Annotated in this window: 16 protein-coding genes; 5 read left to right on the top strand and 11 right to left on the bottom strand. The window is 66.8% G+C overall.

Annotated features, from left to right (window positions below; genetic code table 11):
• Positions 1 to 277: 277 nt before the first annotated feature.
• The 6 genes from YH64_RS30240 to YH64_RS19990 all read right to left on the bottom strand — a co-directional run bounded on the left by YH64_RS30240 (position 278) and on the right by YH64_RS19990 (position 9,470).
• On the bottom strand, positions 278 to 424 hold the full coding sequence (locus YH64_RS30240; protein WP_185975402.1) for a hypothetical protein: 147 nt from the start codon (positions 422 to 424) through the stop codon (positions 278 to 280).
• A gap of 59 nt (positions 425 to 483) precedes the next feature.
• Complete coding sequence (locus tag YH64_RS20010; protein ID WP_046807077.1) at positions 484 to 1,626, bottom strand: putative zinc-binding metallopeptidase; 1,143 nt, start codon at positions 1,624 to 1,626, stop codon at positions 484 to 486.
• Positions 1,623 to 2,543 (bottom strand): transglutaminase family protein, encoded by a 921-nt coding sequence (locus YH64_RS20005; protein WP_046807076.1) that lies wholly within the window; start codon positions 2,541 to 2,543, stop codon positions 1,623 to 1,625. Before YH64_RS20005 ends, YH64_RS20010 begins: the two co-directional genes overlap by 4 nt.
• Positions 2,544 to 2,561: 18 nt before the next feature.
• Positions 2,562 to 5,237 (bottom strand): circularly permuted type 2 ATP-grasp protein, encoded by a 2,676-nt coding sequence (locus tag YH64_RS20000; protein WP_046807075.1) that lies wholly within the window; start codon positions 5,235 to 5,237, stop codon positions 2,562 to 2,564.
• 50 nt (positions 5,238 to 5,287) lie between these two features.
• Complete coding sequence (locus YH64_RS19995) at positions 5,288 to 8,581, bottom strand: DUF2126 domain-containing protein (RefSeq protein WP_046807074.1); 3,294 nt, start codon at positions 8,579 to 8,581, stop codon at positions 5,288 to 5,290.
• 85 nt (positions 8,582 to 8,666) lie between these two features.
• Positions 8,667 to 9,470: a transglutaminase family protein gene (locus YH64_RS19990; RefSeq protein WP_046807073.1), complete on the bottom strand. Its 804-nt coding sequence runs from the start codon at positions 9,468 to 9,470 to the stop codon at positions 8,667 to 8,669.
• A gap of 628 nt (positions 9,471 to 10,098) precedes the next feature.
• On the opposite strand from YH64_RS19990, the gene YH64_RS19985 reads away from it, so the two are divergent.
• The 5 genes from YH64_RS19985 to YH64_RS19965 are packed head-to-tail and all read left to right on the top strand — an operon-like array spanning position 10,099 to position 14,992.
• Positions 10,099 to 10,752, top strand: a complete 654-nt coding sequence (locus YH64_RS19985) for a hydrolase (RefSeq protein WP_046807072.1) — start codon at positions 10,099 to 10,101, stop codon at positions 10,750 to 10,752.
• A gap of 12 nt (positions 10,753 to 10,764) precedes the next feature.
• On the top strand, positions 10,765 to 11,061 hold the full coding sequence (locus YH64_RS19980; protein WP_046807071.1) for a XapX domain-containing protein: 297 nt from the start codon (positions 10,765 to 10,767) through the stop codon (positions 11,059 to 11,061).
• Entirely contained in the window at positions 11,054 to 12,943 is a 1,890-nt protein-coding gene (locus YH64_RS19975) for an amidohydrolase (protein WP_046807070.1), read from the top strand. Before YH64_RS19980 ends, YH64_RS19975 begins: the two co-directional genes overlap by 8 nt.
• Positions 12,940 to 13,350, top strand: coding sequence for a DoxX family protein (locus YH64_RS19970; protein ID WP_046807082.1), 411 nt, complete (start codon positions 12,940 to 12,942; stop codon positions 13,348 to 13,350). Before YH64_RS19975 ends, YH64_RS19970 begins: the two co-directional genes overlap by 4 nt.
• Positions 13,337 to 14,992: an MFS transporter gene (locus YH64_RS19965; RefSeq protein WP_046807069.1), complete on the top strand. Its 1,656-nt coding sequence runs from the start codon at positions 13,337 to 13,339 to the stop codon at positions 14,990 to 14,992. Before YH64_RS19970 ends, YH64_RS19965 begins: the two co-directional genes overlap by 14 nt.
• Positions 14,993 to 15,198: 206 nt before the next feature.
• On the opposite strand, the gene YH64_RS19960 is transcribed toward YH64_RS19965, so the two are convergent.
• From YH64_RS19960 to YH64_RS19940, 5 genes are all read right to left on the bottom strand, one after another.
• Positions 15,199 to 16,293 carry a Crp/Fnr family transcriptional regulator gene (locus YH64_RS19960; protein WP_143215453.1) on the bottom strand — a complete coding sequence of 365 codons (1,095 nt, stop codon included), beginning with the start codon at positions 16,291 to 16,293 and terminating at the stop codon, positions 15,199 to 15,201.
• A 133-nt stretch (positions 16,294 to 16,426) separates the two neighbouring features.
• Positions 16,427 to 17,392: a helix-turn-helix transcriptional regulator gene (locus tag YH64_RS19955; RefSeq protein ID WP_223265042.1), complete on the bottom strand. Its 966-nt coding sequence runs from the start codon at positions 17,390 to 17,392 to the stop codon at positions 16,427 to 16,429.
• A gap of 141 nt (positions 17,393 to 17,533) precedes the next feature.
• Positions 17,534 to 17,872, bottom strand: coding sequence for a hypothetical protein (locus tag YH64_RS19950; RefSeq protein WP_082134633.1), 339 nt, complete (start codon positions 17,870 to 17,872; stop codon positions 17,534 to 17,536).
• Between the two features lie 181 nt (positions 17,873 to 18,053).
• Positions 18,054 to 19,058 (bottom strand): tripartite tricarboxylate transporter substrate binding protein, encoded by a 1,005-nt coding sequence (locus tag YH64_RS19945; RefSeq protein ID WP_046807067.1) that lies wholly within the window; start codon positions 19,056 to 19,058, stop codon positions 18,054 to 18,056.
• Positions 19,059 to 19,220: 162 nt separating this feature from the next.
• Positions 19,221 to 20,270, bottom strand: a complete 1,050-nt coding sequence (locus YH64_RS19940) for an SMP-30/gluconolactonase/LRE family protein (protein ID WP_104145778.1) — start codon at positions 20,268 to 20,270, stop codon at positions 19,221 to 19,223.
• Positions 20,271 to 20,339: the final 69 nt, after the last annotated feature.

Raw genomic sequence — 20,339 nt, 5'->3', positions numbered from 1 at the left:
TGGCCTCGGAGATGTGTAAAAGAGCCACCCCCCGCTTCCTCCCCCCCCGCCTCCTCCCCTCTCGCCTCCTCCGCCCTCGCCTCTAGTAATGCCCGCCACGCACACACCCGGCCCGCCACGAACTCGGCGCGCCGCCCGGGGCTCATCGCCCCGGTTGCCTGGCGCCACGCCAAGGCCTCGTCGCCCACGGCGGCAAGCAGGTGCTCCGCCGCCTGGGCAACGGGCATGGACGCCATGCACACCCAGCTGGGCAGGCGTAGCGCTTGGTGCAGTCCGGTCACGGAGCGTCCTGCCCCCCGCCATACAGGGCGGGCAGCAAGATCGGCAAGGCGGCTTCTTTCCGCAAACGGCCATGCGAGGTTTCCACCTGCACGACCGCGCTGATCTTGGCTTTCATGGAGTCCAGAGCCAGCAGGCGGGCCATGTCTTTTGCCGGTTGAGTTGCCGCTTCATTTGCCGCTTATTTTCCGCGCCCACCGCTTCTCACCCCGCCGAAGCGCCCTTCACTACCCGGTGCACGAACTGAAGCTTGCCGATCACGTCTGCGGGCAGGACGAAGGGGTAGAAGTCGCGTTGGCCCATGCTGCGGGCCAGCTCGTTCAGGACGCCGGTCAGGGCGACCCAGGCGTTGACCAGATCCAGGAACGCTTGGCCGTCGGGGTCTTCCGGGTCGTACAGGGCTTCTTTGGTGAAGGGTTCGTAGGATTGTTCGACGGCGGTGCGCGTAACGCCGAAGCTGATGGCGGTATCCAGCGTGTCCATCATGTGCAGGTAATGCGCCCAGGTTTCGGCCCAGTCTTCCCATGGATGGCACGACGCGTAGGTGCTGATGTAGTGCAGTTCCCAATCGGCGGGCGGGCCTTGTTCGTAGTTGCGTTGCAGGGCCTCGCCGTAGTCGGCGCGTTCGTCGCCGAAAACCTGCCGGAACGGTTCCAGCCAGGGGCCGGGTGCAATCAGCTGGTCCCAGTAGTAATGGCCGATCTCGTGGCGAAAATGGCCCAGCAGCGTGCGGTACGGCTCGTGCATGTCTTCACGCACCTTCACCCGGTAGGCGTCGTCGGCCTCGCGGATGTTGATGGTGATAAGCCCCTGCGCGTGGCCGGTCAGCAAGGGGGTGCCGTCATCGACGGGCGCCAGCAGGTCGAACGCCAGGCCGCCGTCGTCAGGCGCCACCGAGCGCCGGATGGGCAAACCCAGCGTCATCACCTGGGCGATCATCTGGCGCTTGGCGGCTTCCACCTTGAACCACAGCGGGCCGTTCTCCGGTACGGAAAGATCCGGGATGGTGCGGTTCAGGTTACAGGCCAGGCATAGCGTGTCGGGCGACTGCGCGGGCACCAGCCAGTTGCACAGCGCCGGCAGGCTGAAGTTGCCGCAGCGCTTGTACGTCTTGCCGCGCACCTTGCCCGATTCGCGCAGGATGCCGCCGGGGGCATCGTCCAGCGCGATCACGTGGCCGCGCTTCGGGTCAAAACCCAATTGCCGGTGGCAGTTCAGGCATTCGGTATTGCTGAAGAAAACGGGCTGTCCGCACACGCACTGAAAAGCCTTCGCGCGCGCATGCCGCACGCGCTGGCGTTTCGGGGCGCGCAGTTGGCGGTTGATCGCGTCGAAGAAATAGCTCATGCATCAGTCCCTGTCGGAAACTCGTCTATGGGCGCGACGGTTACGCGCACATTCAATTCATGGCCGCCGCCCCGGATCACGCCGCGCAACGGCGTAACGTCACCGTAGTCGCGGCCATACGCCAGCGCCACATGCGCCGTGCCCGGCACCACGTCGTTGGTGGGATCCAGATCGATCCAACCCCCATTGATGTCCACCCCCGCGCAGTGCACCGACACCCAGGCGTGCGAGGCGTCGGCGCCGATCAGGCGCGGCTTGCCGGGCGGCGGTTGCGACATCAGGTAGCCACTGACGTAGCGCGCCGGCAAGCCCAGGGCGCGCAGGCAGCCGATCATCACGTGCGCAAAATCCTGGCAGACGCCGATACGTTCCTGGAACGCGTCAAGTACCGGCGTGGACACCTGGGTGTGCGCGGGCCGGTAGGTGAAATCCGCGTGGATACGGTGCATTAGCTCCATCGCCGCCTCGGCCACGGGGCGGCCCGGGGTGAACGACAGCAAGCCGTATGCCCGAAGCTCGGCATGCAGCGGAACATAGGGAGAAGCGAAGGTGAATTCGACTTCGGGCGCGTAGGGCAAGGCCGGGTCGTAGCGCAGGCGCTGCGCCGCGGCTTCCCACGGCAAACCCTGTGTTGCGTCCAGCGCGTCAAAGCGCGGATGGACGGTGACGCGGCTGGTGGCGCGCACCGTCAGTGCCTCGTGCGGCGCGTACAGCGCAAAGGTGCAGCGCGTGTTGCCAAAGCCGTCCACGGCCTCGGTGATGCCGGGCGGCACGGGCGTCACCTCCAGCGCGTAGGCCTCAAGCACCTGCCACGCGTCGTGTAACGGGCGCAGATAACCCAGATGGTGGGCCAGTTCCACCGGCGAATCGTAGCGATACGCGGTTTCGTGATCGACGATCAGCGTCACCCCATTCATGTCGGCATGCCTCGGAAATTACGCGGTAAGCGTTTGGTCATGACCGGCCGCATGGCTGAAATATCGCAGGCTGATCTCGTTGGACAAGCTACTGGCGGCCAGTTCCAGCTGCGTGCACAAGGTCAGCACGCCCGCGTACAGGCCCTGGGTCTGTAGGCAAAGGTCCGCCAACGATACGCCCACCCCTTCCGACGGCAGCAGGTTCACCAGGTCCTTGCCCGGCCCCGCGACGGTATCGGGCAGCCGCGCCAGTTCTTTGCGCAGCACGCTCAGCACACAGGCCAGTGAACGCGGGTTGGCGGGCTCTTGCACCAGCAGGTTCAGCAGCGCGGGCACTTCCTGGCGCCCCGGGTAATAGGCGCGATACGTGATCTTGCTGTCAAACAGGTCCAGCAGCATGTTGAAGCCGCTATCGCCCAGCACCGCGTTGCGGCGGAACAGCTCGCCCAGCAAACCGGCCATGGCGGCCAGACGTTCGATCTGCCGGCCGATGGTCAACAGGCGCCAGCCGTCGTCGCGCGTCATGCGATCGGTTTGCGAGCCGGTGATGGCCGACAGCTGCATGCCCAGGCTGCGCAAGCCGCGCAGGACGTCCGGCGCGGAAATGGACGCGGAAATGGACGCAGAGATGGACGGAGAAACGGACGCAGAAACGGACGCAGAAACGGGGGCAGAAACGGGGGCTGAAACGGCGGCAGAAAGCGGCGCGGCGATATCGCGCCCCCTGCCCGCCGACGCCATGCGCATGAACCATTCATGCGCCGTCACCACCAGCCGCCAATGCTCGGGCGACAGGCGGTCACGGATCTGGCCGGCGGCAAACGCCAGCGCGCCCAGGTTGCGCGCCACCCCGCCCTGCGCCTCGTCGCTGACCAGTTGGGCCACCAGCGTCGACTCGAACATGCGTGCCGACAAGGTGGGCGCGGCAGGCACCAGCCCGCTGCGCCGGCACAGCGTGTCGACGGCGGCAAACAGTTCGCCGGCATTGTCTTCATCGCTGTTCAGCCAGGTCAGCGCCACCGTGGCCAGGCGTACATCGTTTTCCGCGCGTTCGGTGTAGCGCCCCATCCAGAACAGGTTTTCGGCGGCGCGGCTGGACACGGGACGATGCGCGGGGGCGATGTCTTCCAGCCGCAGCTGCACGGGCAGCATTGAAAACGTGTCCACCGCGCCGCGCGTGGTCACCCACGTGTCCATGCTGCTGCCGCCGCGCTGCATCGACACGATCTGCTGTTCGCGGCTGGCGATGCGCGTCAGGCCGCCCGGCAGGACGTTCCAGCCGCCCTCGCCATCGGCGATGACGAAGACGCGCAGCATCGCCGCGCGCGGCACGATGTGGCCCGAACTCCAGCTGGGCGCCTGCGACAGGGGCAGATATTCCTGGACGGTGTAGGCGTCGGGGTTGTCGGCGATGCGCGCATGCAGCGCGGCGGTGTCGGACGGCGGCACGGCGCGCCCGATGACCGGCTCGAAACCGCCCCGCATATTGCTGGGGTAGGTAGATTTGATGACCATGCCCGGCAGGTTCGCCAACGCCTGTTCGCGCGCGGCGGCCTCGCCGCACCACCACGAAGGCAGCGACGGCAACAGCAGATCGGCATCGAACAGGCGGCGGCTGATGGCGGGCAAAAAGCCGTTGATGGCGGGCGACTCCAGGAAGCTCGCGCCCAGCGAATTGGCCACCAGCACGTTGCCGGCGCGCATCACCTGCAACAGCCCCGGCACGCCCAGCGTGGAATCGGAACGCAGCTCAAGCGGGTCGCAAAAATCGTCGTCCAGGCGGCGCAGCACCGCGTGCACGCGTTCCAGCCCGTGCAGCGTTTTCAGGTAAAGCATCTTGTCGCGCACGACAAGGTCGCCGCCTTCGACCAGCGTCACGCCCAGATAGCGCGCCAGGTAGGTCTGCTCGAAATAGGTTTCGTTGTACGGCCCCGGGGTCAGCAGCACGATGCGCGGCGGCGTGTGCGCGGGCAGCCCGCCCGGGCTCAGCTTGTACAGCATGTCCATCAGCCGCCGGTAGCTGGTGGCCAGATGCTGCACGCGCAACTGCTTGAACGCCTCGGGGAACATGCCCGAGATGGTCAGCCGGTTTTCCAGCAGATAGCCCAGCCCGGATGGCGCTTGTGTGCGTTGCGACACCACCCACCAGCCGCCATCGCTGGCGCGCGCCAGGTCGAACGCGGCAATGTGCAGATACGTGCCGCCCGGCGGCTGGTAGCCGCGCAAGGGCCGCAGATAACCGGGATGGCCGAACACTAGCGCGGGCGGAATCAGCTTGTCGGCCAGCAGGGTTTGCGGGCCGTAGACATCGGCCAGCACGCGGTTCAACAGGCTGGCGCGCTGGCACACCCCCTGTTCGATGGCCGCCCAGTCGGTGTCGTTGATGACAAAGGGCAGCAGGTCCAGCGACCACGGCCGCGCCGACCCATTGGCTTCGGCGTAGATGTTGTAGGTGATGCCGTTTTCGCGGATTTGCCGCGCCACCCCGTCCACGCGCCGGTCCAGGTCGGCAAAGCCGCTGGTGCCCAGGAGCTCGAAGAATTGGGGCCACGGTTCGCGCAGCTGCGTCGCGCCCGACGCATCGGGCGGCGCGCGCAGTTCGTCATAGTGCCCAGGCCGCGCGGGCAGCGCCGCATGAACCGCCAGGGATGCGACATCCTGCGACGGATCGGTCTGAAAAAGAAATTGCGGCATGGGGCTTCAAGAGGCGACGGGGGCGCCGGGGTTCAAATTCCAACAAGGGGTCAATCGTGCCTTAAATCCAGCGAGAACGGAAATTCACGGCCCACTTGCGCCGGCGCCACGTCCATGCGGCCCGGCGTGTGCCCGATTTTCTCGAACCGGGCCAGGCGCCGGCTCTCGGCCTCGTAGGAATTGACCGGGAACGATTCCGGATTCAGCCCGCCCGGATGCGCGACATGATATTTGCAGCCCCCCAATGAGCGTTGATTCCAGGTGTCGACAATGTCCACCGTCAAGGGCACATGCACCGGTATCGTCGGGTGCAGCGCCGACGGCGGCGACCAGGCCTTGTAGCGCACCCCCGCCACGTACTCGCCTACCCGGCCGGTCGGCTGCAAGGGCAGCGCGCGGCCATTGACCGTGACAACATAGCGGTTGTCGTTCAAGCCCGATACCCGGATTTCCACCCGTTCCAACGACGAATCCACGTAACGCACCGTGCCCGCGGACGAGCCCTCTTCGCCCATTACGTGCCAGGGTTCCAGCGCGCCGCGCAGTTCCAGATGGATGCCGCGCGCCGCCACGTCCCCGAACAGCGGGAAGCGGAACTCGAAATGCGGCGCGAACCAGGCAGGGTCAAAGCCGTACCCCGCCTCGTTAAGATCCGCCAGCACGTCCTCGAAATCCATCTTCACAAAGGTGGGCAGCAGGAAGCGGTCATGCAGCTCGGTGCCCCAGCGCGTCAGGCGCGCGGTATAGGGCGTTTTCCAGAAATGCGCCACCAGGCCGCGCAGCAGCAGCTGCTGGGCCAGGCTCATGCGCGCATGCGGCGGCATTTCAAAGGCGCGCAGTTCCAACAGGCCCAGGCGGCCGGTGGCGCTGTCGGGCGAATACAGCTTGTCGATGCAAAATTCCGAGCGGTGCGTATTGCCGGTCACGTCGACCAGGATATTGCGCAGCGCGCGGTCGATCATCCAGGGCGGCACCTGCTCGCCCTGTTCGGCGCAGCGCCGGTAGATTTCCTGAAACGCCAGCTCCAGCTCGTAAACCTGGTCGTTGCGCGCCTCGTCGATGCGCGGCGCCTGGCTGGTGGGGCCGATGAACAGCCCGGAAAACAAGTACGACAAAGACGGATGGTTGACCCAATACGCCAACAGGCTGGCCAGCACGTCGGGGCGGCGCAGAAAGGGGCTATCGGCCGGCGTGGCGCCGCCCAGCACGAAGTGGTTGCCGCCGCCGGTGCCGGTGTGGCGGCCGTCGGCCATGAATTTTTCGGTGGACAGCCGGGTCTCGAAGGCGGTTTCGTACAGGAATTCCGTGTGGTCGACCAGTTCGGCCCAATTGGCGGCCGGGTGGATGTTGACTTCGATGACGCCGGGGTCGGGCGTCACCGCCAGCACCTTCAGGCGGGGATCGCGCGGCGGCGGGTAGCCTTCCAGCACAATCTTCACGCCCAGATCGCGCGCCGTGCCTTCCACCTGCGCCACCAGCGCCAGGTAATCTTCCAGGCGCGGCAAGGGCGGCATGAACACATACAGGATGCCGTTGCGCGTTTCCACGCACATTGCGGTGCGGGTCAGGTTGGCGGCGGATTCGAACTTGGCGGGCGGGTGGACGTCCGGCGTAGTGGATGCCCCCATACGCCGGCTCTGCGCCAGCAGCTGCGACGGCCCGGGCAGCGAACGACGCGCATCGAAGGGGTCGCGCTCCGTCAGCACCGGCGCATCGGCCTCGGCCGCCCAGGGCAGCGAGTCCAGCGGCAGGCGCAGGCCCATCGGCGAATCGCCGGGAAACAGGTACATGCGTTCGTCGCGCAAGAACCAGGGGCCGGACACCCATGGCCCGCCCTCGCCCGCCTGGATCGGCAACGCATAGCCGACGATGCTGTCCAGCTTCTGCTCGAACACGCGGCGCAGGCGCGCGCGTTCCATTTCATCGTCCAGCCGGGAATCGAACGGGTCCACGTTGGCCGGCAGCCTGCGTTCGCGCCACAGGTAATAGAAGACGTCTTCATACCCCGGCACGACGTGGCGCGCGTCCACCTCAAGCCGCTCGCACAGCCGCATGACGAAGCGCTTGGCGTCCGCCACCGTGTACGCGCTGCGTTGGCGTTCGTCGGCGAACAGCGTGGGGTCATCCCAGCATGGCTGGCCATCGGCGCGCCAATAGATCGATAGCGCCCAGCGCGGCAATTGTTCGCCCGGATACCACTTGCCCTGCCCCAGGTGCACAAAGCCGTTGCCGCCGTAGCGCGTGCGCAGGCGGTTCAGGAGTTCCAGCGCATAGCCGCGCTTGGTGGGGCCCAGCGCGGCGGTATTCCATTCCGCGCCTTCGCGGTCGGACACCGAAACGAAGGTGGGCTCGCCCCCCATCGTCAGGCGCACGTCCATGTGGTCCAGCCGGTCATCGATCTTGTCGCCCAGGTCCAGGATGGCGCGCCACTGCTCGTCGCTATACGGCTTGGTGACGCGCGGCGATTCGAACACCCGCGTGACCGACATGGTGTGTGTGAATTCCACCTCGGCCTCGTCGACCGCGCCCGTCACCGGCGCGGCGCTGCCTGGCTCGGGCGTGGCGGCCAGCGGGATATGGCCTTCGCCCGCCAGCAGGCCGGACGTGGGGTCCAGCCCGATCCAGCCTGCGCCCGGCAGATAGACTTCGCACCACGCGTGCAGATCGGTAAAGTCGGTTTGCGCGCCGCTGGGGCCGTCCAGCGCGCGCACGTCGGGCTTGAGCTGGATCAGGTAGCCCGACACGAAACGCGCCGCCAACCCCAGGTGGCGCAGCGCCTGCACCAGCAGCCAACCCGAATCGCGGCACGATCCCGCCGCCCGCGCCAGCGTTTCTTCCGGCGTCTGCACGCCGGGCTCCATGCGGATCAGGTAGCTGATTTCTTTGTGCACCTGCTGGTTCAACCCCACCAGGAAATCCACGGTGCGCTGCGGCCGCTTGTCCACGCGCGACAAGAATTCCGCGAACCGGGGCGTGGCCTCGTCGCGGATCAGGTATGGCGCCAGTTCGCGCGCCAGCCCGTCGTCGTAGGTAAAGGGGAATTCCTCGGCGTCGGGTTCCAGAAAGAAGTCAAAGGGGTTGTAGACCGCCATTTCGGCGACCAGGTCCACGGTGATCTTGAATTCGCGCGTCTTGTTCGGAAAATTCAGCCGCGCCAGGTAGTTGGCGAACGGGTCCTGCTGCCAGTTCAGGAAGTGCTCGGCCGGCTCCACCGTCAGGGAGTACGACAGGATGGGTGTGCGGCTGTGCGGCGCGGGTCGCAGGCGCAGCACCTGGGCGGAAAGGCTGACCAGACGGTCATAGTTGTATTGCGTGACGTGCTTGAGCGCTACGTGGATCGTCAAAGCCTTCTCCGGGTCGGCGGTGGCCGTCTTGGATTATGGGGGCGCGGGGAGCAAACGCGGGGGCGCAAAGGGAAGATCAAAGGAATCAGTGGCTTGATTGCACCTGCACCTGTACCGATACGTCCATCGACAGCGTGGCCGCCGCGCCGTGCAGCCAGCGCACGGGCGAGGCAGATTCGTAGTCGCGGCCAACGGCCAGGCGGCAATGGCCGTCGGAGGCAAACGCGGCGTGGCTCACGTCCACGCTGACCCAGCCGTGCCCGGCCAGCCAGACATCGGCCCACCCGTGGCTGGCGGCGTCGTCGCCGGCTTCGTGCCAATAGCCGCTGACAAAGCGGCCCGGCGTGCCCAGGGCACGCACGCACGCCAACAGCAGATGGGTCTGGTCCTGGCTGCCGCCGCGCCGCGCGGCCAGCACTTGCGGGGCGGTCATGGCGGGGCCGCCCAGCCCGGGTTGAACCGCCACGTGTTCGCGGATGGCGGCGCTAAGCATCAGCACGTCGTCCGCGCTGTGCACGCCGCGCGGCACCACACGCCGGCAGAACGCGCGGATGGAATCGTCGCATTGGGTCAGCGCGGTAGGCACGCCATAGATGTAGACGGGCAGGCGTTCGTCTTCATCGCCCACGCGGCCCTGCGCCAGCGGATGGATGTCGACCTGCCCCACCGCATGGATCTCGATTTCGCTATGGGTGCGGTGCAGCGTCAGCGTGTGCGTGACGTTGCCATACGCGTCCACCTGGGGCTGAATTTCGCCCGGGGTCTGGATCTGCCATCGCAAGGCATGTTGATGGTCGTCGCGCCGGGGCGTCAGCCGCAGCGTCTGGATGGTGTAGTTGACCGGGGCGGCATAGCGGTAGCGGGTCACGTGCTTGATGAGATGCTTCATGAAAATCTCCACACTGCGGTCACGCTGGTCACGTCCGGGCGGCGCACCCTGCCCGTTCGCTATTTACCGGCGGGGCACGACGGTCGATAGTAGCAACAAGCCAATGAAATGAATCAGCAATACGCAAGCGTTGAACAGGTCATGCGCATGCCCTGTGCGTGCGATGAAAAAGCAATGCAAAAACAATGAAAAAGCCATAACCATGCAATGACCAAGCAACATGTGTGCCAGCGCGAAAGCCGCGTTCCGCGCGCCCGCGCAGCGCCCCGACGCCCTTGAAACCCACCCCCGCGCGCGGCGCCGGCGCACGCTTTGACGCGCGGCCATGCCCGATATCCGGCGCCAGGCACCAAACCGGTGCGACGGCCGCAAAGCCGCCGCGCGACTTTTTTACAAGCCATTGCAAAATTGTTCCGCGCACAACAGGGCTCTCGCGCCGGGGCGCGGGGAAGTCGGGAAGTCGGAACGCCGGGACGCCGGGACGCCGGGACGCCGGGACGCCGGAACGCCGCCCCGCAGGGCCGTGGGCAGCCACAATCTTCAAAGCGCCGGACAATCGTTCAATACATCGCTACGGAACGCAGGCACATTGCGGGGGTTTCCAAACGGCATCCCAAGGAGCCACACCATGTCCGTTACCGCCTTCGCCAAACCCGGCGCCAAGCTGTTGTCCCCGCAGGACCACACGCTGATCATGATCGACTTCCAGTCGCAGATGGCGTTCGCCACCCATTCCATCGACGCCATCACGCTGCGCAACAACGCCGCGCTGGTCGCGCACGCCGCCGCCGGTTTCAAGGCGTCCACCATCCTGACCACCGTTGCCGAAAAAAGCTTTTCGGGACCGATGTTCGACGAAGTCACCGCGCCCTTCCCCGGCCAGGCCCTGCTGGACCGCACGTCCATGAACACCTGGGAAGACGCCGCCGTCATCAAGCAGGTCAACGAAATCGGCAAGAAGCGCATCGTGCTGGCCGGCTTGTGGACCAGCGTGTGCATCGTCGGCCCGGCCCTGTCGGCGCTGGACCAGGGCTTTGAAGTCTATGTCATCACCGACGCTTGCGGCGACGTGTCCGTGGAAGCGCACAACCGCGCTATCGAACGCATCGTGCAAGCCGGCGGCCAGCCGATCACCGCGCTGCAATACCTGCTGGAAATGCAGCGTGACTGGGCGCGCACCGACAGCTACGAAATGACCACCGGCATCGCCAAGAAGTTTGGCGGCGCCTATGGCCTGGGCATCATCTACGCCAAGTCCATGTTCAACGCGCACGAAGCCTGATAGGAGCCGCCCATGAAGGTCTACCTTGTTTCGCTGGCGCTTGGCCTGTTGGTCGGCGTGATCTATGCGCTGTTCAACGTGCGCTCGCCCGCGCCACCGGTCATTGCATTGGTAGGCCTTCTGGGCATCCTGGCGGGCGAACAGATTCCCCCGCTGGTCAAGCGCATGATGGCTGAACCGGCCACGCGCACGTCCTGGCTGCACGAGCAGGTCAAGCCGCATATGTTCGGCGAGCTGCCCAGTTGCCCCAAGGCGTCCGCCCCTTCTGAAACAACCGCCGATGCATGTGGAGACAAGCGCCATGGTTGACACCCAAGCCCCCGATTTGATCCTGCACCAGGGCCGCTTCACCACGCTGGACCCGGCCAACCCCGTGGCCGACGCCGTCGCCATCCGCGAAGGCCGCTTCACGCGCGTGGGCGCCGCCGCCGACATCCTGCCGCTGGCCGGTCCCGCGACGAAGGTCATCGCGCTGAACGGGCGCGGCGTGCTGCCGGGCCTGATCGACAACCACCTGCACATCATCCGCGGTGGCCTGAACTACAACATGGAATTGCGCTGGGACGGCGTGCGCAGCCTGTCCGACGCCATGGCCATGCTGCGCCGTCAGGTCGCCATTACCCCCGCCCCGCAGTGGGTGCGCGTGGTGGGAGGCTTCACCGAGCACCAGTTTGCCGAAAAACGCCTGCCCACCATCGAGGAACTAAACGCCGTGGCGCCCGATACGCCCGTGTTCATCCTGCACCTGTACGACCGCGCGCTGCTGAACGCGGCCGCCTTGCGCGCGGTGGGCTACGACAAGACCACGCCCGCCCCGCCGGGCGGCGAAATCGTGCGCGATGCCGTCGGCAACCCCACCGGCCTGCTGCTGGCCAAGCCCAACGCGTCGATCCTGTACGCCACCTTGGCCAAGGGCCCCAAGCTGCCGCTGGAATACCAGGTCAACTCCACGCGCCACTTCATGCGCGAACTGAACCGCCTGGGCGTCACCGGCGCCATCGACGCGGGCGGCGGTTTTCAGAATTACCCCGAGGACTACCAGGTGATTCAGCAATTGGCCGACGCCAACCAGCTGACGATCCGCCTGGCCTACAACCTGTTCACGCAAAAGCCCAAGCAGGAAAAAGAAGACTTCCTGAACTGGACGGCCACGTCGCAATACAAGCAAGGCACCGACTACTTCCGCCATAACGGCGCGGGTGAAATGCTGGTGTTCTCGGCCGCCGACTTCGAAGACTTCCGCCAGCCGCGCCCCGAGATGGGGCCCGAGATGGAAGGCGAACTGGAAGAAGTGGTGCGCATCCTGGCGCAGAACCGCTGGCCGTGGCGCATGCACGCCACCTATGACGAAACCATCAGCCGATCGCTGGATGTGTTTGAACGCGTCAACCGCGACGTGCCGCTGGCCGGGCTGAACTGGTTCTTTGACCACGCCGAGACCATTTCCGAAAAGTCCATCGACCGCATCGCGGCGCTGGGTGGCGGCGTGGCCGTGCAGCATCGCATGGCCTACCAGGGCGAGTATTTTGTTGAACGCTACGGCGCCGGCGCGGCCGAGGCCACCCCGCCCGTCAAGCGCATGCTGGAGAAAGGCGTCAACGTGTCGGCCGGCACCGACGCCACGCGCGTCGCGTCCTACAACCCGTGGGTGTCGCTGTCCTGGCTGATCACCGGCAAGACCGTGGGCGGCATGCGCCTGACGCCGCAACGCAACTGCCTGGACCGCGACGCCGCGCTGCGCATGTGGACGGAGAACGTCACCTGGTTCTCGAACGAACAAGGCAAGAAAGGCCGCATCGCCGTGGGCCAATTGGCTGACCTGGTGGTACCCGATCGCGACTTCTTCGCGTGCCCGGAATCCGATATCGCCGACACCAGCAGCCTGCTCACCGTGGTGGGCGGCAAGGTGGTGTGGGGCGCGGGCGAATTCTCGGCCCATGACGACGCGGCCCCCCCGCCCGCCATGCCCGACTGGTCGCCCACGCGCCTGTTCGGCGGCTACGGCGCCTGGGCAGACACCGAAGGCAAGCCCTTGCAGACCTCGCTGCGCGAAGCGGCCGCCGGCTGCGCCTGCGCGAACGACTGCAATGTGCACGGCCACCAGCATGCGGGCGCCTGGGCCAGCAAGCTGCCGGTGTCGGACCTGAAAGGCTTCTGGGGCGCGCTGGGTTGCGCGTGCTGGGCGGTATGACCGTGCCCCGTCCGCTGACCTCGAAGGCGGTGCGCTGGCTGGCCCTGCTGGCGCTTTGCGGCGCCTATATCCAGGGCGGGCTGGTTAAGCTGCTGGACTTTGCGGGCGCGCAGGCCGAGATGGCGCATTTTGGCCTGCAACCCGCCGCGCCGGCCGCCGTCGCCGTTATCGTGCTGGAACTGGGCGCCAGCGCCCTGATCCTGTCCGGGCGGCTGCGCTGGCTGGGCGCGCTGGCGTTGGCGCTGTTCACCGCCGTGGCGGCGCTGATGGCCAACCGCTACTGGCAAGCGCCCGCCGACGCGCGCTTCATGACAATGAACGCGTTCTATGAACACTTGGGGCTGGCCGGGGCATTCGTCCTGGTCGCCTGGCATGACCTGACGGAGCGCCTGCATGGCCGGACCTGATCGCACCCCCCCGCCCGCCGCCGCCGTGAGCGGCATGGCGCCCTTGAAGCACACGCTATTCGCCGTGCTGTGGGGCGCCACCATCCTGGGCAACATCGGCAGTTTCATGCGCGACGTGGCCAGCGCGTGGCTGGTTACCGACCTGTCCACCAACCCCGCCGCCGTCGCCATGATGCAGACGGCGGCCACCTTGCCGGTGTTCCTGCTGGCCATTCCGGCCGGCGTGCTGTCCGACATCCTGGACCGGCGGCGCTTTCTGATCATCATCCAGGTGCTGCTGGCCTGCGTCAGCTTCACCCTGCTGATGATGGCCAAGACCAACACGCTGACCGTCGAAACCTTGATCGCCCTGACCTTCCTGGGCGGCGTGGGCACGGCGCTGATGGGCCCCACCTGGCAAGCCATCGTGCCCGAACTGGTGCCCAAGGCCGAACTGAAAACCGCCGTGGGCTTGAACTCGCTGGGCATCAACATCGCCCGCGCGTTGGGCCCGGCCGTGGGCGGATTGCTGCTGGCCGCGTTCGGTGCGGCCGCCGCCTATGGCGCGGACGTGATCAGCTACGTGTTCGTGATCGGCGCGCTGATCTGGTGGAAGCGGCCCAAGAAAGTGGACGACGGCTTGTCGGAACAGTTCTTCGGCGCCTTCCGCGCGGGCGTGCGGTTTGCGCGCGCCAGCCGCGAGCTGCACGTGGTGTTGCTGCGCGCGGCCGTGTTCTTCATCTTTGCCAGCTCGGTCTGGGCGTTGCTGCCGCTGGTGGCGCGCCGCATGTTGGGCGGCAGCGCCGGCTTCTATGGCGTGCTGCTGGGCGCGGTGGGCGTGGGCGCGATCCTGGGCGCGGTGGTGTTGCCGCGTCTGCGCGCACGCCTGAACACCGATGGCCTGGTGCTGGCCGCCGCCGTCGTGGCCGCTGCCGTGATGGCCGCGCTGTCGTTCGCGCCGCCGCAATGGGCCGCCGTGCTGCTGCTGTTGCTGCTGGGCATGGGCTGGATCGTGGCGCTGACAACGTTCAACGGGGTCGCGCAGGCCATCCTGCCGAACTGGGTGCGCGGCCGTGGGTTGGCCATCTACCTGATGGTTTTCAACGGCGCCATGGCGGCGGGCAGCCTGGGTTGGGGCCTGCTGGCGCAAGAGATCGGCGTGCCGGCCACCTTGCTGGCCGGCGCGGCGGGCCTGCTGGTGGCGGGGGTGCTGCTGCACCGCATGCGCTTGCCGCAGGGCGAAGCGAATCTGGACCCGTCCAACCATTGGCCCGAACCGCTGCTGGACACACCGGTGGAACACGATCGCGGACCGGTCATGGTGCAGATCGAATACCGCATCCGCGTGCAGGACCGCCCCGCGTTCCTGGCCGCGCTCAAGTCAGTGGCGGAAGAACGGCGGCGCGATGGCGCCTATGCCTGGGGCGTGGCCGAGCACACCGGCGAACCCGAGCGCGTGCAGGAATGGTTCCTGGTGGAATCGTGGGCGGAACATTTGCGCCAACATCAGCGCGTCTCGCAGGCCGATGCCGACTTGCAGGGCGAAGCCCAGCGCTTTCATATCGGGCCGGAAAAGCCGGTGGTGCATCACTTCCTGGCGCTGGACTTGCGGCAGGGGAAGCCTGGGGCTACATCGGAGGCCGGGGGCAGCCAGGCCGGTTGAAGGCCACGGTCGGGAGACCCGCCGGTGTGAGGGGCGGGCCGCCGGCTGGATGACCGAGCCGCCGGCTTAGTGGCGGAACCGCCGGCTTAGTGACCGAGCCGCCGGCTTAGTGGCGGAACCGCCGGCTTAGTGACCGAGCCGCCGGCTTAGTGACCGAGCCGCGTGCTTGGTGGCGGAACCGCCGGCTTAGTGACCAAGCCGCCGGCTTAGTGCGCCGAGGCGTCCAGGAAGCGGTGCACGACGCGCACCGCGGCCGCGCCTTCGGCGATGCCCGCCAGCACTTGCGGCACGCAGCCGGCGCGCACCGAGCCGGCCGCGAACACGCCGGGCTGCGAGCTTTCATAGGCGCGTGCCTGCATGGAGCCCGCCGCGGCGCGACCGGTGTGGATGCGGCCCCGGTCATCGGTGTCCAGGCAGCCCTCCAGCCAGTCGATATTGCCCTGGCCCGATCCGTCTTCGGCCAGGCCGGTCGCCACGATCAGGCTACGTGCCTCGATCACCTGACCATCATCCAGCCACACCTGGTAGGGATAGCTGGCGCTGTCGAACGCGGTCGCCAGCCGTTGCGGCATGACGTGCGATCCAAAATGGCGGCTTTGCGTTTCGGCGCGGCGCAGCAGTCCGCCATCGCACAAGCCCGTGAGGGTGCCCGGAAAGGCGGGCAAGGCGTAGGCGCCCAGCGCTTGCGCCCCGCACAGCGAACCGCCCACCAGCAAGGTGTGCAGCCCCTCGGACGCGGCATAGGCGGCGGCCGCCAACCCGGCCGGACCGCCGCCGATAACCGCCAGGTCCAACACCGGGTCCACCCGCCCTACCCCCATGGTCGACCGCAGGATCGCGCCGCCATACGGGCGCTGGCGCAAATAGCTGATCCGGCGCAGCATGAACGCCCGCAGCACGATGTCCGCCAGCGTGGGTTCGGCCAGCAACAGCCGCGCCAGGGCCTCGCGCGACAGCCGCAGCAGCCGGCTGTCCGACGCGGCGCGCGCCGTGACGGCATTGGGGCGGTCGGTGAACAGGTCCAGGCTGCCGGTAAATTCCCCATCGCGATGCACCAGCAGGCTTTGCATGGCGCCGTCGGCCTCGCATTCCAGCACTTCAACCGTGCCTTGCAGCAGGATGTGAAAGGCGGCCTCCTGGCCGCCGCTTTGCAGCAGCACGCTGCCGGCCGGCGCCAGCATGGGTTCACCGTAAGGCGTGGCCCGCGCGATCTGGGCGGCGGTCAGCATGGGAAACGCCTGCGCATGCAAGGCCGGCAAGTCCGGCGGACGGCAGGCAAGGTCGATGGCTGGGCGATTCATGAGATTCACGTCCGGGTAGTCCGAAGAAAGCGGCAAGATACGCTATCAAGATAGCTTCGGGCTGCCGGTGGGTCTTGCGTACTTGGGTGTTGCTTTGTACGAAAGAGCAATGATCGCACAACGGGCAGGCGCCCTAGGCGTGCACCTTGCGCCAAGCGCCCGGCGATACGCCCACCACGCTGGTGAACACGCGTGTCAAATGGGCCTGGTCCGCAAAACCGCACAGCAGCGCGATGTCGGTAATCGACTGTCCCGGCACCCGCAGCAATTCCTGTGCCTTTTGCACGCGCTGCTCAAGCAGCCATCGGTGTGGCGTGGTGCCTACCGTCTGGCGGAAGGCCTTGATGAAATAGCTGCGCGACAGGTTGCAGGCTTCGGCGATATCCGTCATCGACAAATCTTCGCGCAGGGTCGACAGCAACATGTCCTTGGCGCGCGCTTCCAGCTTGCGCGACAGCACGCGCGTGCCGCCCGCGGGCTCCCAGCCGGTCGTGGCGCCGGCGCCGTAATGCGCCAGCAGGTGCGCACCGATCGTCAGGCTCAGGTGTTCCACAAACAAGCTGTTGGCCGGCGCGGGCTGCGCCAGCACCGTCGTCAACACTTGCGAAAGATTTGCCAGCACGGGGTCGCCCTTGCCCGTGCGCGGCAGCAGGCTGCTGACCCGGGACCCGCCTTTTTCATCGTTGACGCGTTCGATGAAGGCGCGCGGCAATTCAATCAGCACAAAGTCAAAACCGCCGGTCAGATCGGCGCGGTAATCATCGTTGAAGTCGCGGATGTAGACCGACCCGATGTCGAAATCGTGGGCCGTTGCATGCTGGCCTTGCAGGATGCGGCGGCGGTGGCCCCCCTGCATCGCCACGCCCACCAGAAAACCCCGGTCGGACGCAGGCGTCTCCACGGTGCCGAAGCGTTCGTTGTCGGTGCGTTTGCGATAAAACGTCAGCCCGCCGCCTTCGAAATGCTGGTTGATGACCAGCTTGCTGGCCGAACACCCCAGGGCGTCGGTGGACGGCGCGGGTTTGGGCGCGGCGGCAGCCAGCAAGAAGGGTTCAGGCCCTGGGGCGGGCTCGGACATAAGGCGTAGTCGGGCAGGCATGGATGGGTTCCCCAGGGTCGCGACCGGTGCAAAGAAACGCAACAATCTTGTTATCGGCGGGAAGATAACAGGCCGTGTTGCCCTGCAACAAGTATCGTCACGCATTTTTTCAACATGGTGTCACGGCGGGCGTCGCCGACACTAACGCGGTAACACTGGGCCGGGCGTCAATGGCCCAACGGGCGGCCCCGAGCGCGACGGCATCGGCGGCAGTTTCGGTTGTGCCGGACCACTCCACGGCGGGTTGACGGGCGTGGTGCGGGAGCCGGGTGGCGGGTAGTCGGTGCCGCCACAAGAGGTGCCCAGGCAGGGTTGCCCGCTGCGGTTCGGGTCAACCGTCTTCGGGCATGACGTGCCCAGGCACGTGTCAGGCAAGGTGCGCGCGGACGCGGGGGGTTGTGGGACGCTGGGCACGCCGTCCCGCGCCGGCGCGGGGCTGGCCGCCAGCGCCAGGGACGCGGCCAGGATCAGGGCTTTCATCGTGGCTCCAGAGGATGACGAATGCGGGGCAAGCCTGGCACGAGTGTGCGCCCATCCGCCCCGCCTTCGCAACCCGTGGGATCGGTGCAGTCCGTGCGATGCGTGCAGTTCGCACCGCCCGCGCCAGCCCACAGCCAGCCCAAAGCCAGCAACCCGGCCAGCACCCGCGCCGCGCCCCGGATCAATCCAGCCGGATGTCCGCGCTTTTCACGACCTTGGCCCAGCGCGCGCGTTCGCTGTTGAAGAACTGCGTCAGCTCGGCCGGGTTGCGCGTCACGATTTCGGCGCCCTGCTCGTTCAATTGCGCCTTCACGTCGGGCTGGTTGACGATCTGCGCCAGCAGCACGGCCAGGCGTTCGGCTACCGGGTCAGTGGTGGTGACCGGCGCCATCACGCCTTGCCACGTGCCCGATTCAAAGCCCTTCACGCCTTGTTCGGAAATGGTCGGGATATCGGGCACCAGCTGCATGCGTTCGCCCTTGGAAATGGCGATGGGGCGCAGCTTGCCGGCCTTGATGTGCGGCAACGTGGCCAGCAGGCCGTTCATGATGATCTGCGTCTGGCCGCCGATGGTGTCGGTGACCGCCTGCGAGCCGCCCTTGTACGGCACGTATTCCCACTGCGCGCCGGTGGCCTGCTGCACGGCCACGGCCGCCAGGTGCGGCGCGCTGCCAATCGCCGTCACGGCAAAATTCAGCCGCTGCTTCTTCGACAGGTCCACCAGTTCTTGAACCGTCTTGGCCGGCACGTCGGGATGCACGGCCAGCACGTGCGGCGAATACGCCAGCATGCTGACGGCGCGCAGGTCCTTGGACGGGTCAAACGACAGCTTCGTGTATACGGACGGGCTGATCGCCAGCGCGCCCACATCGCACAGCAACACGGTGTGGCCTTCGGCCGCCGATTGCACCACCAGGCCCGCGCCCAGGTTGCCGTTGGCGCCAGGCTTGTTTTCCACGACCACCGTCTGCTTGAGCGCGTCGGACAGGCGCGGCGCCAGGATGCGCGCGATGATGTCCGACGAGCCCCCGGGCGGGTAAGGCACGATGATGCGCACCGGCCGCGTGGGCCAGTTCGCCGCATTGCCACCGGCGGATGCGCCGGCTTGCTGCGCCCATGCCGGCACCAGCGGCGACAGGCATAGCGCCGCGGCGCCGCCCAGGAAATGTCTCTTGCTTACGTCCATGCTGTCTCCACACTGTTTGAGGTGTTCTGGGGTAAAACCGGCGCGGCGCCCCGCCTGCGTCGCCGCGCACGAAAAACAAAGTGGCCTGCGTTCAGTGGCCTGCGTTCAGTGGCCTGCGTTCAGTGGCCTGCGTTCAGTGGCCTGCGTTCAGCCCATCTGCACTCAGGCCGCCCCGCGCGTTTCCACGTAAAGCGCGTACAACGAATGGCTGCTGGCCATGAACAGGCGGTTGCGCTTGGCGCCGCCAAAGCACAGGTTGGCGCAGCGTTCCGGCAGCCGGATGTGGCCGATAGGCTTGCCGGCGGGGTTGAACACCATCACGCCGTCCAGCTCTTCGGACTTGGCATTGGGCGCGCCATTGCTGCCCCAGCCGCACCACAGGTTGCCGTCTTCGTCGCACTTGATGCCGTCGATGGCGCCGGGGCCTTGCGCGTCGATATGCACGCGCTTGCCCGACAAGGCGCCGTCCGCGCCCACGTCATACGCCCACACCACGCGGTTCGGTTGATGGCGCGACTCGACCACATAAAGGATTTTTTCGTCCGGTGAAAAGCACAGGCCATTGGGGCCGGCCAGATCGTCCAGCGCGCGCGTCACACGGCCGTCGGCCGGGTCGATGCGGTAAACGCCATGCGGCAGTTCGGGCTTTGCCTTGTCGCCTTCCCAATGCCCGCCGATACCGAACGGCGGGTCGGTGAACCAGATGGCGCCGTTGCGCTGGCAGACGATGTCGTTGGGGGAATTCAGGCGCTTGCCGTCATAGCCGTCGGCCAGCACGGTGATGGATCCGTCGTAGTCGGTGCGCGTGACCCGGCGCGTCAGGTGCTCGCAGGCCAGCAGACGCCCCTGGCGGTCACGCGCCAGCCCGTTGCTGAAATTGGCCGGTTGGCGAAACACGCTGATCGCACCCGTCGTTTCGTCCCAGCGCAGGATGCGGTCATTGGGAATGTCGGACACCAGCAGATAGCGGCCGTCGCCCACCCACACGGGGCCTTCCAGCCAACGGAAGCCGCTGGCCAGTTGCTCGACGCTGCTGCTGTAGATGCGGTATTTGGAAAACTCTGGGTCCAGGATGCGCACCGACGGGTCGGGGTAGCGCTGCTGCGGCGTGAAGTTGAACGACTGCGCCTGGGCCAGCGCGGCCGGTCCCAACGCCAATGCGGCGCCCAGCAGTCGACGGCGGCCGGGTTGGGCCAAGGGGGCATGCTCCATCGGTGTCTCCTCTTGTCGGTGTAGTGCGATGGCAATGCGGTCAGCGTAGGGTCCGGCTTGGACGCGGGT

Source organism: Achromobacter sp. LC458 (genome assembly GCF_001005835.2).
Classification (GTDB): domain Bacteria; phylum Pseudomonadota; class Gammaproteobacteria; order Burkholderiales; family Burkholderiaceae_B; genus Achromobacter; species Achromobacter spanius_B.
This window is presented reverse-complemented; position numbering and strand designations above follow the sequence as displayed.

Excerpts from the sequence above, each read along its gene's own strand:
- YH64_RS19980 (WP_046807071.1), top strand. The coding sequence starts at position 10,765 with ATGAAGGTCTACCTTGTTTCGCTGGCGCTTGGCCTGTTGGTCGGCGTG.
- YH64_RS30240 (WP_185975402.1), bottom strand. The coding sequence starts at position 424 with ATGGCCCGCCTGCTGGCTCTGGACTCCATGAAAGCCAAGATCAGCGCG.
- YH64_RS20005 (WP_046807076.1), bottom strand. The coding sequence starts at position 2,543 with ATGAATGGGGTGACGCTGATCGTCGATCACGAAACCGCGTATCGCTAC.
- YH64_RS19965 (WP_046807069.1), top strand. The coding sequence starts at position 13,337 with ATGGCCGGACCTGATCGCACCCCCCCGCCCGCCGCCGCCGTGAGCGGC.
- YH64_RS19950 (WP_082134633.1), bottom strand. The coding sequence starts at position 17,872 with ATGAAAGCCCTGATCCTGGCCGCGTCCCTGGCGCTGGCGGCCAGCCCC.
- YH64_RS19940 (WP_104145778.1), bottom strand. The coding sequence starts at position 20,270 with ATGGAGCATGCCCCCTTGGCCCAACCCGGCCGCCGTCGACTGCTGGGC.
- YH64_RS19990 (WP_046807073.1), bottom strand. The coding sequence starts at position 9,470 with ATGAAGCATCTCATCAAGCACGTGACCCGCTACCGCTATGCCGCCCCG.
- YH64_RS20010 (WP_046807077.1), bottom strand. The coding sequence starts at position 1,626 with ATGAGCTATTTCTTCGACGCGATCAACCGCCAACTGCGCGCCCCGAAA.
- YH64_RS19985 (WP_046807072.1), top strand. The coding sequence starts at position 10,099 with ATGTCCGTTACCGCCTTCGCCAAACCCGGCGCCAAGCTGTTGTCCCCG.
- YH64_RS19975 (WP_046807070.1), top strand. The coding sequence starts at position 11,054 with ATGGTTGACACCCAAGCCCCCGATTTGATCCTGCACCAGGGCCGCTTC.
- YH64_RS19970 (WP_046807082.1), top strand. The coding sequence starts at position 12,940 with ATGACCGTGCCCCGTCCGCTGACCTCGAAGGCGGTGCGCTGGCTGGCC.
- YH64_RS20000 (WP_046807075.1), bottom strand. The coding sequence starts at position 5,237 with ATGCCGCAATTTCTTTTTCAGACCGATCCGTCGCAGGATGTCGCATCC.
- YH64_RS19945 (WP_046807067.1), bottom strand. The coding sequence starts at position 19,058 with ATGGACGTAAGCAAGAGACATTTCCTGGGCGGCGCCGCGGCGCTATGC.
- YH64_RS19955 (WP_223265042.1), bottom strand. The coding sequence starts at position 17,392 with ATGCCTGCCCGACTACGCCTTATGTCCGAGCCCGCCCCAGGGCCTGAA.
- YH64_RS19960 (WP_143215453.1), bottom strand. The coding sequence starts at position 16,293 with ATGAATCGCCCAGCCATCGACCTTGCCTGCCGTCCGCCGGACTTGCCG.